Source organism: Candidatus Thiothrix putei, from assembly GCA_029972225.1.
Taxonomy (GTDB): Bacteria; Pseudomonadota; Gammaproteobacteria; order Thiotrichales; family Thiotrichaceae; genus Thiothrix; species Thiothrix putei.
The window spans coordinates 2843522-2857701 of record CP124756.1 but is presented as its reverse complement, the minus strand read 5'-3'; the positions used below and the strand labels follow the sequence as shown (position 1 = coordinate 2857701).

The 14180-nt window shown below is 50.6% G+C and carries 12 protein-coding genes, 1 other RNA gene and 1 pseudogene; 6 read left to right on the top strand and 8 right to left on the bottom strand.

Going from position 1 to position 14180, the window contains the following annotated elements; all coding sequences use genetic code 11:
- Together dut and coaBC are read right to left on the bottom strand one after the other, a co-directional pair.
- On the bottom strand, positions 1-456 hold the full coding sequence (dut, locus tag QJT81_14710; GenBank protein ID WGZ93065.1) for a dUTP diphosphatase: 456 nt from the start codon (positions 454-456) through the stop codon (positions 1-3).
- Complete coding sequence (gene coaBC, locus QJT81_14705) at positions 443-1666, bottom strand: bifunctional phosphopantothenoylcysteine decarboxylase/phosphopantothenate--cysteine ligase CoaBC (GenBank protein WGZ93064.1); 1224 nt, start codon at positions 1664-1666, stop codon at positions 443-445. Before coaBC ends, dut begins: the two co-directional genes overlap by 14 nt.
- 52 nt (positions 1667-1718) lie before the next feature.
- On the opposite strand from coaBC, the gene radC reads away from it, so the two are divergent.
- Positions 1719-2390: a DNA repair protein RadC gene (gene radC, locus QJT81_14700; protein ID WGZ93063.1), complete on the top strand. Its 672-nt coding sequence runs from the start codon at positions 1719-1721 to the stop codon at positions 2388-2390.
- Positions 2391-2427: 37 nt separating this feature from the next.
- Positions 2428-3141 carry a hypothetical protein gene (locus QJT81_14695; protein WGZ93062.1) on the top strand — a complete coding sequence of 238 codons (714 nt, stop codon included), beginning with the start codon at positions 2428-2430 and terminating at the stop codon, positions 3139-3141.
- Positions 3142-3372: 231 nt separating this feature from the next.
- On the opposite strand, the gene ssb is transcribed toward QJT81_14695, so the two are convergent.
- The 3 genes from ssb to dbpA form a co-directional block, all read right to left on the bottom strand.
- The gene (gene ssb / locus QJT81_14690; protein WGZ93061.1) at positions 3373-3852 is read right to left on the bottom strand and encodes a single-stranded DNA-binding protein; all 480 of its coding nucleotides are present in this window, start codon (positions 3850-3852) and stop codon (positions 3373-3375) included.
- 37 nt (positions 3853-3889) lie between these two features.
- Positions 3890-5248: an MFS transporter gene (locus QJT81_14685; protein ID WGZ93060.1), complete on the bottom strand. Its 1359-nt coding sequence runs from the start codon at positions 5246-5248 to the stop codon at positions 3890-3892.
- Positions 5249-5320: 72 nt separating this feature from the next.
- The gene (dbpA, locus tag QJT81_14680) at positions 5321-6697 is read right to left on the bottom strand and encodes an ATP-dependent RNA helicase DbpA (protein WGZ93059.1); all 1377 of its coding nucleotides are present in this window, start codon (positions 6695-6697) and stop codon (positions 5321-5323) included.
- Positions 6698-6738: 41 nt separating this feature from the next.
- Between dbpA and mnmC the strand changes: the two genes are divergently transcribed.
- On the top strand, positions 6739-8640 hold the full coding sequence (mnmC, locus tag QJT81_14675) for a bifunctional tRNA (5-methylaminomethyl-2-thiouridine)(34)-methyltransferase MnmD/FAD-dependent 5-carboxymethylaminomethyl-2-thiouridine(34) oxidoreductase MnmC (protein ID WGZ93058.1): 1902 nt from the start codon (positions 6739-6741) through the stop codon (positions 8638-8640).
- Here mnmC and QJT81_14670 read toward each other — a convergent pair.
- Positions 8637-9083 carry a hypothetical protein gene (locus QJT81_14670; GenBank protein WGZ93057.1) on the bottom strand — a complete coding sequence of 149 codons (447 nt, stop codon included), beginning with the start codon at positions 9081-9083 and terminating at the stop codon, positions 8637-8639. The genes mnmC and QJT81_14670 overlap by 4 nt on opposite strands.
- A complete protein-coding gene (locus QJT81_14665; protein ID WGZ93056.1) occupies positions 9073-9516 on the bottom strand; it encodes a hypothetical protein in 444 nt (147 codons plus the stop codon). Before QJT81_14665 ends, QJT81_14670 begins: the two co-directional genes overlap by 11 nt.
- 187 nt (positions 9517-9703) lie before the next feature.
- On the opposite strand from QJT81_14665, the gene QJT81_14660 reads away from it, so the two are divergent.
- The 3 genes from QJT81_14660 (at position 9704) to QJT81_14650 (ending at position 12550) form a co-directional block, all read left to right on the top strand.
- A complete protein-coding gene (locus tag QJT81_14660) occupies positions 9704-10393 on the top strand; it encodes a c-type cytochrome (protein ID WGZ93055.1) in 690 nt (229 codons plus the stop codon).
- A gap of 413 nt (positions 10394-10806) precedes the next feature.
- Positions 10807-11171: a transfer-messenger RNA gene (ssrA, locus tag QJT81_14655) on the top strand.
- Positions 11172-11347: 176 nt separating this feature from the next.
- Positions 11348-12550 carry an integrase arm-type DNA-binding domain-containing protein gene (locus tag QJT81_14650; protein WGZ93054.1) on the top strand — a complete coding sequence of 401 codons (1203 nt, stop codon included), beginning with the start codon at positions 11348-11350 and terminating at the stop codon, positions 12548-12550.
- Positions 12551-12803: 253 nt separating this feature from the next.
- Here QJT81_14650 and QJT81_14645 read toward each other — a convergent pair.
- Positions 12804-13852 (bottom strand): annotated as a pseudogene (locus QJT81_14645) (IS630 family transposase).
- Between the last annotated feature and the right edge of the window lie 328 nt (positions 13853-14180).

Genomic DNA, 14180 nt, shown 5'->3' with positions numbered 1-14180 from the left:
TTAGTGCCTACCAGAATGCCCAAAACCGCCTTCGCCACGGTGGGACTGGTCGAAATCCTCAACCGCTTGCAGCGTGACTTGCACCACCGGCACAAACACCAGTTGCGCAATGCGTTCGCCCGGTTGAATGGTGAAGTTGCTACTGCCCCGATTCCAGCAGGAAATAAACAATTGCCCTTGGTAGTCCGAATCAATCAGACCGACCAGATTTCCCAAAACAATGCCGTGTTTATGTCCCAAGCCTGAACGCGGCAAGATGACGGCAGCAAGCGTCGGGTCGCCGATGTGAATCGCAATACCGGTGGGAATGAGTTCCGTGTTCCCTGCATTCAATACCAGCGGCACATCTAAACAGGCACGTAAGTCCATTCCCGCTGAGCCAGTGGTGGCGTATGCGGGTAGCGGAAATTCAGTGCCAATGCGTGGGTCGAGGATTTTGTATTCAATCGTGGTCATGTGTCGGTTGTTTCCGTTGCAGGTATTGAGCCGCCACTAATTGCATCAAGGCGGTGGCAAGCGCGTGTTTATCCATTTCAGGCAGGGAAGTATGCCCATCTTTCCACACCACTTCGAGCGCATTGGTGGGTTGGTCGAAGGCTTTGCCATCCGCCACCGAATTCGCGGCGATCATGTCGAGGTTTTTGCGTTCCAGTTTGCTGCGGGCGTAGGTCATTAAATCGTGGGTTTCGGCGGCAAAGCCTACGGTAAACAGGTGCGGGTAGGTTTGTTTGATGGTAGCCAAAATATCGGTGGTGCGCTGCATTTCCAGATGAAGGGTTGCCGCGTTCTTTTTGATTTTGCGGTCTGCTACGTTAACGGGGGTGTAATCGGCAACGGCGGCGGTGGCAATGAATACATCGGCTTGTTTGGCGGCGTCAAGGGTGGCGTTGAGCATATCGGCTGCCGATTCGGTGATAACGCGGCTAACCCCAGCGGGGTAATCCAACGCCACATGCCCGGAAACCAACATGACTTCTGCGCCCATGCTGACTGCTGCTGATGCAACGGCGTAACCCATTTTGCCGGAACTGCGATTGGTGAGAAAACGCACCGGATCAATCGCTTCGCGGGTGGGGCCTGCGGTGATTAAGACGCGCACTCCTTGCAGCAATTGACTGGTGGCACAACATGCTTCTAATTCGCGCACAATGTCGGCGGGTTCGAGCATTCGCCCCAAGCCGGTATCGCCACAGGCTTGCACGCCTTCCGCCGGACCAAACACCGTCACGCCGCGTGTTTGCAGGGTTTGCAGATTGTGCTGGGTGGCGGCGTGTTTCCACATTTGCTGATTCATCGCCGGGGCAACGATGAGGCGGGCAGTGGAGGCAAGGCAAACGGTACTCAGCAAATTATCCGCCATGCCCCAGGTTAAGCGTGCCAAGGTATTGGCGGTGGCGGGCGCAATCAGAATCACATCTGCCCAACGTGCCAATTCGATATGCCCCATGCCCATTTCGGCTTGCGGGTCGAGCAGTTCGGTATGCACCGGGTTGCCGGACAAGGCTTGTAGCGTCAGCGGGGTAATGAAGGCTTGGGCGGAGGCGGTCATACACACGCGCACATTTGCGCCGCTTTTCACTAACAAACGTGTCAGTTCAGCGGATTTGTAGGCAGCGATACCGCCACTTATCCCTAAAAGGATGTTCTTACCAGGAAGGAATGCCATAAAATTTGTGTTCTAAACCCTTGAATTATACTCAACAATAAAAGCGAAACCCATGGCAATTACTGACTGGCCTCTTGATGAACGCCCGCGTGAGAAATTGATGTTACGCGGCGCACCAGCCTTGTCCGATGCCGAATTACTGGCAATTTTTCTGCGTGTCGGGGTCAAGGGCAAAACGGCGGTTGACCTCTCGCGCGAACTGCTGCAAACCTTTGGCAGTTTACGGCAATTATTTGATGCAGACGCACAAAATTTTTGTGCAACGCACGGTATGGGCGAAGCCAAATACGTGCAACTGCAAGCCGTATTGGAAATGTCCAAACGTTACCTCAGTGAAAAAATGCGGCGCGGTGATGCGTTGAGCGACCCTGATGCCGTGCGTTTTTACCTGACCTCCAAATTGCGCGATTACCGTTTTGAGGTATTCGCCTGTTTATTTCTCGATAATCGCCACCGGGTGATTCAGTACGAAGAGCTGTTTCGCGGTACGATTGATGGGGCAAGTGTACACCCGCGTGAGGTCGTGCGCCGTGCGTTGCATCACAATGCAGCGGCCATTATTTTCGCGCATAATCATCCTTCCGGCGTTGCCGAACCCAGTCAGGCGGATGAGCGCATTACCCAAAAGCTCAAAGATGCCTTGCATTTAATTGATGTCAGGGTGTTGGATCATTTTGTGATTGGCGATCAAGTAGTCTCGTTTGCTGAGCGTGGGTTGTTGTAGAATAACCGTTTACCACCATTAAAAAAGGATTTATCCCATGATTACAGCCGAACAGGAACAACAAGTCAGCGGCGCAATGGAGCTGCTGAGCGCTTATATTGCTAACCCGCCGTGGGAAGAGTGGATGGTTGAAGTCTTCTCGGATGCGATTGCTTATGCCGCTGAAATGCTGGAATTATCCGGCGATGAAGTGCTCGATTATCTTGACGAAGAACCCTTAGGGCAAATGGTGCATTCGCATGTGTTTGAACATTTTGTGACGACAGAAACCAATGAAGATGGCGAAAGTGTGTTACAGGAGTTCATCCGCGCCCGTGTGCAACAGGAGGAAAAGTCTTTCGCTTGCCAATATCTGGAAGCGTTTGCGCATTCCGAACTCGCTTTATGGGAAGTGATGGGTAAAGTGGGCAAAAAAGTGAAAGTGCGGCGTTTAGGTTCGGACGAGCCAAGTGTGCTGGCGCAATTGGATGCCACCAATATTCCCACTAATATTTGTATTGCCTCGCGTTTGTTGACGCTGCCGAATGACCAGAATATTTTTAGTTTCGGGATGCTGCCGATTGAGCGCACCGAAGCCGAAGAGATTTTGGCTTATCTGGAGCAAGTGCGTGCTGAAATGCTGGAAACAGCGCAAACAGAAGTGCAAGAACATGAGGCTGAAGACATTGAAGCGGCGATTGCCGAGGAACTGACTGATGTGATGTTCCACGAAACACTTACTGCATGGATTGGTCAAGGCTTTGAGAATTGAGTAAAGAAAAAAGCCACCTATTAGTAGGTGGCTTTGAGTGGCTTTTCTAATTTTAGTGTTGTGTCTGTGTATTAATAGGTTGTCACAACATCAATGAGTGCTTGTATTCCTCCTAGCTGGCGTCTATGCGCTTCTCCAGTACAAGCACTGGGGGAGATTATAGGTAGAGGAGGAATACTTGCCTACTGGCAACAAGGCCAGCTTGTGCAAGGGTATGCCCTAGATGAATACTTAGAATGGGATGTCGTCGTCGAAGTATTCAAAGCCACGGTTTGAGTGACTGTCAGCGGCGGGTGCAGATGCCGGGGGACGACTAGGGTTGCTACTGCTACGTGGTGAGTCTTCGTAGTTGCCTGCGCCCATGCCACCACCGGGGCGTCCACCCAGCATTTGCATGTCATCGGCGACGATTTCTGTGGTGTAACGATCCTGACCGTCTTGACCCTGCCATTTACGGGTACGCAATCTGCCTTCGATGTAAACTTGTTGGCCTTTACGCAAATATTCACCGGCAATTTCTGCTAACCGGTTGAAAAAGACTACGCGATGCCATTCGGTGATTTCTTTTTTCTCACCACTTTGCTTGTCTTTCCATTGTTCGCTGGTGGCGACGCTGACATTGGTAATGGCACCACCGCTGGGCATGTATTTGACTTCAGGGTCTTTGCCCAGTGTGCCGACTAAAATGACTTTGTTGATACCTCGTGCCATGTTCGTTCCTTATTTATGTAAATATTTCTGTGAGATTCTACGCTGAAGGGGGGGAGAATGCATCCAAGGCTGTTTGATCCAGTATGGCTTTCTCAACTTTTAGGTAAGCAATGCACTCATCGGCGGCGAGAGCGACTTCTTTGACCCCGGATACGGCTAACAGCTCAGCGTGTAAGCGTTGCGGATCTGAAAACAGTAAGGGGTCAAGCCTCAGCAACTTGCTCGTATAGAAGGTGGGTTGGGGCAATTGCAGGGCAACTAACAGCCATAAGCCGACAATAACGGCACTAAATAAAAAGACACCGGTTGCACCCCAGGTATGATTGACCATGCCTCCCAATGAGCCACCCGCAAAAATGCCGAGAAATTGTGAGCTGCTGAAAATGCCCATCGCCGTTCCCTTGGTATTGACGTCGGAATATTTAGCGACCAAGGAGGGTTGCACTGCTTCTAAAAAATTGAAGCCAATAAAAAATAGCCCAAAAGCAAGTAATAACCCACTAATCTGAGCGTGACCCACCGCCATGAGCAGTTCTGCGGCAATTAATGCCACCGTGGAGCCTAGCAGTAGAGGGCGAATCTTGTGTTGTTTCTCTGCCAAAATAATCAACGGAATAGAGAGTAAAAATGAGCCGATGAATACGGGTAAATAAATTTTCCAATGTTCTGCGGTAGGTAGCCCTAGCTCATGCGTAAATAGCGTCGGTAATACCAAAAAGTTGGCTGTCATCACCAAATGCAGGATAAATACGCCAGCATTCATGCGTAACAGTGCCGTATTGCCGAGAGCAGTACCCAAATAGCCTTTGATAATGCCTGCGTCGCGGTGTTGGAGGGTACGGGCTGGTGTGGGAATAACAAACATGACCAACACAATGCCCAGTAATGCTAATAGCATGGTGAGCCAGAAAATGCTAGGTACACCACCGACTTGACTGACAATTGGCCCTAGAATCATCCCTAGCATAAAAGATACGCCAATGGTTAGACCGATAACCCCCATGGTGCGGATACGGTGTTCTTCACGGATCAAATCAGCCGCAAGTGCCATGGTTGGTGCTGCAACGGCTCCCATGCCTTGAATCATGCGCCCAATGATGATGAGCCACATGGATTGGGCGAGGGCTGCAATCACACTGCCTGCGGCAAAAATCAGTAACCCGCCAATAATCACTGGTTTGCGGCCTACTTTATCCGAGAGGATTCCCAGTGGAATCTGAAACACCGCTTGTGACAGGCCGTAAATGCCAATGGCTAAGCCAGCCAGAAACGGGGTCGAATCCGGCAAGGTTTCCGCATACAGTGCAAACACAGGCAGGATCATAAACAGACCTAACATTCGCACGGCATAAATGGCTGCAAGCGAGGCGGTGACACGCCATTCCAGACTATTCATAGGTTGGTTAATGCTCTATAAAGACGGGGTAGGGGCATATAGTAGCGGGTTTTGGGAAGTATGAAACATCCCTTACAATTGTTTTGCCTTGAATTTACGCCCTTTGATTTTGCCATTGAGTAAGCAATTGAGTGCTGGTTTGGCGGCACCACGTTCGATCGCGACATAGGCGGCGTAATCCAATATATCAATTTTGCCAACCGATTTGCCGCTAATGCCGCCTTCGCCCGTCAAAGCACCGAGGATGTCACCAGGGCGAATTTTGTCCTTACGTCCCGCCGCAATGCAGAGCGTGACGTTGGTAGCTGGCTGTGGGTTTAGGGGAGCCTTAGGCAGAACAGAAATCACGTCGTAATCCAGCTCAGTTTTTTGTGCAATGCCGATGTCAGCGAGTTTATGGCGCTCCGCATCGGTGAGCAGGTTGAGTGCCATGCCTTCTTTACCTGCCCGTCCGGTGCGCCCGATACGGTGGATGTAAATGTCAGCGTCATGAGGCAACTCGTAATTGATGACGCAGGGCAAATCTTCGATGTCTAAGCCGCGTGCTGCGACGTCAGTTGCCACCAAAAAATTGAGGCTGTTGTGTTTGAACTGCACGAGTACTTCGTCACGATCGCGTTGTTCCATTTCCCCGTGTAGCGCTTTGACACTGAAACCCAGTTGGCTCAAATGCTCAGTGATTTCACGTACTCCGACTTTCATATTGCAGAAAATCACGGCAGAGCGTGGTTTGAAATGTGCTAGTAAAGTTTCCAGTGCGGGTAGTCGTTCGGTCTTGTTGCAGAGGTAGGAGTATTGGTTGATCACGCCAGCAGTGTGTAAGGCTTCGGCTTTGACTTCAACGGGATTACGTTGAAGTTGTGCACTCAAGCGTTTGATGTCGTCGGGGTAGGTAGCGGAAAACAGCAGCGTTTGGCGGTGTTTCGGGGTGAGGCTGATAATCTTGGCAATGTCTTCCATAAAGCCCATTTCCAACATGCGGTCGGCTTCGTCGAGTACCAAGGTGTGAATTTGGTTGAGGTCGATGGTGCGTTTGCCGATGTGGTCGTTGATACGCCCCGGTGTGCCGACAATGACGTGTGCGCCATGTTCTAAGGAGGCTGCTTGCGGGGCGAGTGGTTGCCCACCGGTTAGCGTTACTACTTTAATGTTGGGTTGATAACGCGCTATACGACGGATTTCGGTGGCGACTTGAGTGCTGAGTTCACGTGTAGGGCAGAGTACTAATGCTTGCGCGGCAAAGTTTTGCGGGTCAAGTTTTGCCAACAAGGTAATGGCAAAGACGGCGGTTTTACCACTACCAGTTTTTGCTTGTGCAATAAGATCAGCGCCTTGTAGGGCAGGGGGCAGGGCTTTGGCTTGGATGCCGGTCATGAGTTTATAGCCCAAGTTACCAAGGTTGGCGAGTTGTTGGGTAGGAAGATTCAGATTAGCAAAAGAAGCAGGCATGGGGTGGCTCTTTGGTAAAAATGAGCATTATACTCCTTCCCATGCAAGAATTAACGCCCGCTCACATCGAACGCGACCCCACGGGTACGCCCTATGCGCCTGCTTTTGCGGACTGCTACTGTTCCCAGCAAGACGCTTTGGCAGAAACACGCCACGTTTTCTTACAAGGCAATCAACTGCCGCAACGTTGGCAGGGCTGGCATCAATTTACCATTGCTGAGACCGGCTTCGGTATTGGGTTAAACTTTCTCGCCACTTGGCAGGCATGGCAAGCTGATTCACTGCGTTGCGAACGTTTGCATTTTATTTCCATCGAAAAGCACCCGATTCGCCTCGATACTTTGCGCGAACTGTTGGCCAATCAGCCGGAATTGCAACCCTTCAGCACTGAACTGTTGGCAAACTACCCGCCATTACTCGCCGGATTCCACCGCTTGAATCTCGCTAACGGGCGTGTCACCCTCACCCTGTGCTTTATGGATGTGCAAGCAGCCCTTGCCGAACTTGTCGCCCGTGTCGATGCTTGGTATCTGGATGGTTTTGCTCCCGCTCGCAACCCCGCTATGTGGAGTTTGCCTGTGATGCAAGGCATTGCCCAACTCAGCCATGTCAACACGACCTTGGCCACTTTTACTGCCGCCAGCGAGGTGCGTCGTACCTTGCAAGCGGCGGGTTTCCATGTCGCCAAACGCAAAGGCTTTGGTAAAAAGCGTGAAATGCTCACCGCTACACTACCGGAAAGTTGTGTATGCCAACGTGTGGAACCGTGGTTTGCTCTTCCATCACCTACCCAGCCCCAGCCTGCTCATGCTACGGTTATTGGTGGTGGAATCGCGGGTTGCCAAATGGCATACGCGCTGGCGCAACGGGGTTGGCAGGTAACGTTATGGGAGCGCCATGCTCGCCTTGCGACGGAAGCTTCAGGCAATCGTGCGGGGGTATTGACCCCCAAGATGACGGCTGAGGCAAGCTGGGGTGAAACCTTTTATCGCCAAGCCTTTTTGTCTGCTATTCGCCACATTCGCCAACTGGAAGCAATGGGACAACACATCGACTGGGCGCAATGCGGCGCATTGCAATTGGCACATGAGCCGCGTGAAGCAGCACGGCAGCAAGCGCTTCTGGCGCGTGAATTGCCAGTCGACTTTATTCAAATACTGAACCAAGCAGCGGCTTCGGCGGTGGCGGGTATTGCGTTGCCAACGGGGGCGAGTTATTTCCCGCAAGCCGGGTGGTTGAACCCCGCCAGTTTATGCGCGGCTTTGGTTGCTCATGAAGGTATTGAGGTGCGTACCCTGAGTGCGATGCAAGCATTACCCGCTAATGGCGTGACGATTATTGCCGGTGGGCGGGAGGTGGATCAGTTCGCAGCCAGCGCTGGTTTGCCGTTTATGCCAGTGATGGGGCAAACCAGTGTCGCCGCAGCAACGCCGGATAGTAGCCGTCTGAAAACAACCTTGGGGCATGAAGGCTATTTGACCCCAGCAGTGGCGGGGCAACATATTTTCGGGGCAACGTTTGTGCGCAATGTGCGCGAGCCGGTGTTAACGGCGGCGGCTAATGCAGTGAATACACAGCAACTGGCGGATTATTTACCTGATTTTGCCGCCTCACTTGGTACAGTGACAGCGAGTCATGCAGCGATTCGGATGACGACACCCGACCGTTACCCTGTGGTGGGAGCATTGCCGGATCGGGAGTTTTTTCAAGGAGCGTATGCGGATTTGCGGCATGGCAGAGTGAACCAAGCGTTTCCTCCCGCACGTTATCAGCCGGGGGTGTGGGTGTTGGCTGGTTTCGGTTCGCGTGGTTTGACGACCAGTGGTTTAGGCGCGGAATTACTGGCGGCGCTGCTGATGGGAGAGCCGCTGCCGTTACAGGCAACCTTGTATGGCAACCTGCATCCGGCGCGTTTTCTGATTCGTCAGCTTAAGCGTGGTTAGGGCTGGGACGCTGTGGCAGTTTGTTCTGCGGCACGTATTTTACTGATTTCAGCATCCAATGTTTGAAGGGTGATTTCGCCTTGTTCCAATTTTTGTTGCAGGTGCTGATTTTCTTGTTCGATGGCTTGCAGTTGTTGCAGGGCTTGTTTTAGGGATTCGCGCATCTTGTCGTAGTTGTTGCGTTCGTCTGCGCTCAACTTTTTCAAATCATCCAGTGTGAGTTCGGGAATGGTGAGCAGTGGTGGTGGAGTGCTGTTGGTGGGTGGTAAAACGGGTTCGGCGGCTGTTTTAGGGGGTGCTGGTTCTTTGAACGGGCTGCTGAGGATCACGGCAGCTTCAGGCGGGGCTTGCAGGGCAGGCATTAGGTACAGCATGACACCGCCTGTAATCAATAAGATGCTGGCGAGTACGCTTACGACAGTAATGGGGTCTTTAGTGGGCATGGTTAAACAGCTTTTGCCACCAGCGGCGGCGGTTGTTGGGTTGTGGGAGGGCGGCAGGTAAATTGATTGGTTGCATTTGGGAGAGTATCCAGCCCGGTAAGGGGGGGATGGCACTTGAGCCACAGGCGGAACCTAAGTTATGTGGGTCGAATACTTTTATGTAAGTGGGTTGTTGCATATTATCGACGTACACAATGCCGCAGTAATCTTCTTGGTGTTCGCGGTGTAACAAGGTGTTGAGTTCACGGATAATGTTTTCCAGCGATTCGCCGGTGTGAGGGGTGGTAGGTGGTTCTTCTCCTACTGCGTAAATATACCAGCCTACTTGTTTGCCGATAAGTACGCGTTGCCAGAGTTCATCCAATTGATGCCAGCGGAGTACGCCGAAAAAGTTGCCTCGAAAGGCTTGTAGAAAAGGGTGTATTTCGCTCATATTGGCTTGATTCGATGGAAAAAGGTGTCAGCATAATTCGCAGTCACTGGATTCTCAAGTCTGGTGTGTTTTTGAATACACTTAATTGACATCACTATAATGCCTCCATTAGGATGAGCGCCCATTGATATTCCTTTCACAATAATGTATTTAGCATTCCATATTACAAATTCAGGAGAAGTTAGTCATGAAAAAAATCACCATCAGTATTTCTGCTTTGTTCCTCGCGCTGGGTGTTCTGAGTGGTTGTGGCGAGAAAAAAGAAGAAGCGCCAAAAGCGGAAGCACCTGCTGCGGAACAAAAAACTGTTGAACAAGCCGCGCAAACAGCACCAGTGGCAGAGCCAGCTCAAGCTGCTGCTCCAGCACCTGCCGCTGAACCAGCCGCGAGCAATAATCCAATGACGGCAATGACTGATGCCGCTAAAGCAGCCGGTGACGCTGTTTCTCAGGCGGCAGATGCAACGACTCAAGCGGTTGGTGACGCTGCCAAAGCTGCTGGTGATGCGGCAACGCAAGCAGCAGATGCAACGACTCAAGCGGTTGGTGACGCTGCCAAAGCTGCTGGTGATGCGGCAACACAAGCAACCGATGCAACCGCTAAAGCAGCGACTGATGCAGTGGCAGCAGCGGGTACTGTTGACGGCGAAAAGGTTTACAAAGGTCTGTGCTTCAGTTGTCACGACATGGGTGTTGCTGGTTCACCTAAGTTAGGGGATAAAGCGGCATGGGGACCACGTATCGCTACGGGTATGGATGCACTTTATACAACATCTTTGAATGGTAAAGGCGCAATGCCAGCAAAAGGTGGCAACCCGGCACTGTCTGATGCTGAAGTGAAAGCAGCCGTTGATTGGATGGTTGCCCAAGCAAAGTAAGCGCTTATTTGCTTTGCCATAAAAAAAGCCCCATTACGGGGCTTTTTTTGTAGGTGGCGTGATGCCTAAATGAGGTGGTATGCCGTCATTAGATTGATCATTGCCACTGAGATTAGCATCAAGATAAATTTATATTCAATATCCATAACGATACCTCCGATTGTTTTTATTGATTAATTTCCCTGTGCCCGTGCAGTGATAGGTGAATCACTTCTCTCCATTAGTGCGGAATAGTTTAGCACCAGCTTAATTAATAAACGCTTAATAATTGCCTGTTTTATGGTCACGTTAGGTGTATCTTCCCCTCTCTTTTTCACCGTTGATCAGCTAAATCGGTGCGATCTTACGGAACTGCATGACACTTGCTGTATCAAGCCGTATAATCGTGAATCCAGCAACTTTTGCGGAACTACGGGGGCGACTTGGCTTCGACGTGGATCACAAAGTCTGGGGAGCATGTAGTGGGTGTGGTGACCACTTAAATCCTAGTCACAAACAATAGTCGCAAACGACGACTCTTACGCTCTCGCCGCTTAATAACCGGTAGTTAGCTGTCTGATCGCTACTGTGCTTATGCAGTACGAATATTCAGGCATCATCCAATCATAAGATCGTGCGGGAGGCTCGCCCAAGGCCAAACCACTAAACAGTATTGGGACAGCCTGTGAGCAGCCTGTCAGTTGGCGGCAATCGGGTTAAATAAACGACTGACTAAACATGTAGTAGCCTTCAGATGGAGGGTTTGCGGACGCGGGTTCAATTCCCGCCGCCTCCACCAATTTACTGTTTCATGCAGTCTCATGAAGTATTAAAACCCCTTACAGGCGGCAATCTGTAAGGGGTTTTTTGTTGCATGGCGTCTTATCCCGTGTCATGACATCGCACACTTTTGGGGGTATCTTGGGGGGTATCTTCCAAACTCAGAAAAGCGATACCCCTTTTATGAAACGCAGCTTGAACGACACCGCAGTTAAGAACGCCAAGCCCAAAGACAAAGAATACAAATTGAGCGACGGGGGAGGGTTGTACTTACTGGTTAAGCCCAACGGTTCTAAGTTGTGGCGTTACAAGTACAAGTTAGAAAAAGAGAAAGTTCTAGCACTTGGCAGTTATCAAGAAATCAGCTTGAAGGATGCACGGTTACTGCATGAAGAGGCGCGGGCATTGTGGGCGCGTGGTGTTGACCCATCACAACACAAGCAAGCCACCAAGGGCGCAAAGCGGGCAGAGTCGGCTAATACCTTTCAGGCAATCGCGACAGAATGGCTTGTGAAGTTCACCGCAGACCAAGCACCAGAACACACCGACAGGCAGAAACGGCGGCTAGAACGTCACGTTTTCCCGTGGATAGGCGGGCGCATCATTGGGGAAATTGAGCCACCGGATATTTTAGCCGTGCTACGGCGCATCGAAGCGGCTGGAACGCTGGAAACTGCCCACAGGGTGAAAACCATCATCGGGCAAGTATTCCGCTATGCCGTGGCGACAGGTCGGGCGGTACGTGACCAAACCGCAGACCTAAAAGGCGCACTGCCACCCGCAAAAGGCAACCACTTTGCAGCGATCACAGACCCGAAGGAAATAGGGGCATTGTTGCGGGCTATGGCTGGCTACCGTGGGGCTATTGAAACCTGTATAGCTTTGCAATTGTCGGCTTACCTGTTCACACGACCGGGCGAACTCAGACAAATGGAATGGGCGGAAATAGAAGGGGATGTGTGGACAATCCCAGCGGAAAAGATGAAGGCAGGGCGTGTGCATGTAGTGCCATTGTGCAAACAGGCATTAGCTTTGCTGGAAGAAATGCGACCGCTAACAGGTAAACGGCGCTATGTGTTCCCGTCCCGCACGGATACCAGCAAGCCAATGAGCGCAAATACTGTAAGGTCGGCACTGGTACGGCTAGGCTATGAAAGCGACACCATGACCGCACACGGATTTAGGGCGCTTGCCAGTACCCGGCTGTATGAGATGGGCTTTCACTCAGAACTGATTGAACGGCAGTTAGCCCACACGGTAGGGAATGAGGTTCGCAGGGCTTACGACCGATCACAGCACCTAGACCAACGTACCGCCATGATGCAGCAATGGGCGGACTACCTCGACAGCTTGCGGGATGGGGCGCAAGTCATACCGATACGACGGGCAACCAGTTAGCCAAGCTACTGCACAACACCACAGAGAGCCGCACACGTTGCGGTTTTTTTATGTCTGTATTTCAGAGGGTTAGCTGAAATCGGAAGGGCAGGCACACAAAAAATATTTTTTTTCTGTTGGAAAGAATGAAATTAGGGTGTAACAGGTGTAACAGAAAGAAAAAGAATGTGAATACATATTTATTTTCTTTTATTTTCATGAATTTATGCTGATACGCCTCTGTTACACCTTAGGGCATTTTTAGGTGTATACCTTACAGCGTCAAGACCTGAACATTTTTAAAGGTTTGAAAATTTGTTGTCATCAACTGGGTCAGTTCTTTCTTGTGATCGGTATCCAGCTTGTCGAGACAGTTGGTGATGGCCGCCTTGAAAGCGGGAAACTTATCATAGTATTTCGAGTACAAGCATTTTTTCTTGACGAACTTCCACAACCGTTCAATCAGATTGAGGTTGGGTGAATAGGTCGGTAAAAATAATAGTTCAATATTGAGCCTTTTCGCACAGGCAAACACGGCTTCACAGCGTTGATACTTGGCATTATCCAAGACCAAAGTGATCGGTATTTTGAGTGCTAACGCTGCAATTTTTTCCAATAATTCACACACGCTGTTAGCGTTGATATAGGAGTCGTTAGTGATCGTGATGAGTTGTAGCGTTATCGCATTGAGTGCGCCCAATACGTTGTAGCGTTGTCGACCACAGGGGGCTTTGATGAATACGCGGGAAAATGACCACAAAAACCCCAGAAACGGTGCTAACACGAAGTGGGCGGCATCGACAAAAAAAGGGCGCGTTTGCCCTCCTTAGCCTCCTGAATGCGCGGTTTTAGTTCATTTTCCAGGAACTTTTCTTGTGCTTCCACATCAGCTTTGGCGGGTATCATCCCCACTTTATGGATGTCCATCCCTATTTTCTTCATAAAGACACGTACCCTGTCCTCACTGCGTTTGATGCCTGTCAGCTCCTCAATCTTAGCGGCTGCCGCCTTGCTGGTTGCGGGGGGATATTCACGAAAATAGGCTTCAATCTTGTCTTTATATGCCATCAAATCACTCTGTGGTTTATTGAATCGTATTTCTTTAAGAGCTTCTAAACCGTTAGGTTGTAGGTAGGCGTTTAGGTAGGCAAGCAGCGTGGCTTCTGTAATCCTTTCCAATCGTTTGATTTCCTTATGCGTCAACTGTTGGGATTTCAGGTACAGCACGGACATTTTCTTACGGACTCTGGGATGAGGATGGCGCTCCTTCCAGTAGAACAGCTCCGCTATCTCATCCTCAGTGAAAGTGATTTTTAATGTCATACATTACTCATGGCTGCTTTTGTTACCAGTCATCTAACCATATTTCCCTGATCAAAAAAACTATTTTATGGCACGGACTGGTATAACAAGGTGTAGCAAGGTGTAACAGAACGAAGGGCAGGCGGGCAGGGTGGCAAGTAGCAGCGGCTAACGGGAGGCATGGTGGCAACCGATCACGGCGGCTGCTTGAAATCTGTAACAACAATCAAAACCCGATCAAGAAAACCACCACCAAAGAGCCGGGCAAGTTCCCGGCTTTTTTGTGCCTTGAATAATGCGACTAGATACAGTTGCACCATACACCCCAACGCCCTAAACTAAACCCAAG

Bases quoted from the DNA above. Each gene is read 5' to 3' on its own strand.
- dut (WGZ93065.1), bottom strand. From the start codon at position 456: ATGACCACGATTGAATACAAAATCCTCGACCCACGCATTGGCACTGAA.
- coaBC (WGZ93064.1), bottom strand. From the start codon at position 1,666: ATGGCATTCCTTCCTGGTAAGAACATCCTTTTAGGGATAAGTGGCGGT.
- radC (WGZ93063.1), top strand. From the start codon at position 1,719: ATGGCAATTACTGACTGGCCTCTTGATGAACGCCCGCGTGAGAAATTG.
- QJT81_14695 (WGZ93062.1), top strand. From the start codon at position 2,428: ATGATTACAGCCGAACAGGAACAACAAGTCAGCGGCGCAATGGAGCTG.
- ssb (WGZ93061.1), bottom strand. From the start codon at position 3,852: ATGGCACGAGGTATCAACAAAGTCATTTTAGTCGGCACACTGGGCAAA.
- QJT81_14685 (WGZ93060.1), bottom strand. From the start codon at position 5,248: ATGAATAGTCTGGAATGGCGTGTCACCGCCTCGCTTGCAGCCATTTAT.
- dbpA (WGZ93059.1), bottom strand. From the start codon at position 6,697: ATGCCTGCTTCTTTTGCTAATCTGAATCTTCCTACCCAACAACTCGCC.
- mnmC (WGZ93058.1), top strand. From the start codon at position 6,739: ATGCAAGAATTAACGCCCGCTCACATCGAACGCGACCCCACGGGTACG.
- QJT81_14670 (WGZ93057.1), bottom strand. From the start codon at position 9,083: ATGCCCACTAAAGACCCCATTACTGTCGTAAGCGTACTCGCCAGCATC.
- QJT81_14665 (WGZ93056.1), bottom strand. From the start codon at position 9,516: ATGAGCGAAATACACCCTTTTCTACAAGCCTTTCGAGGCAACTTTTTC.
- QJT81_14660 (WGZ93055.1), top strand. From the start codon at position 9,704: ATGAAAAAAATCACCATCAGTATTTCTGCTTTGTTCCTCGCGCTGGGT.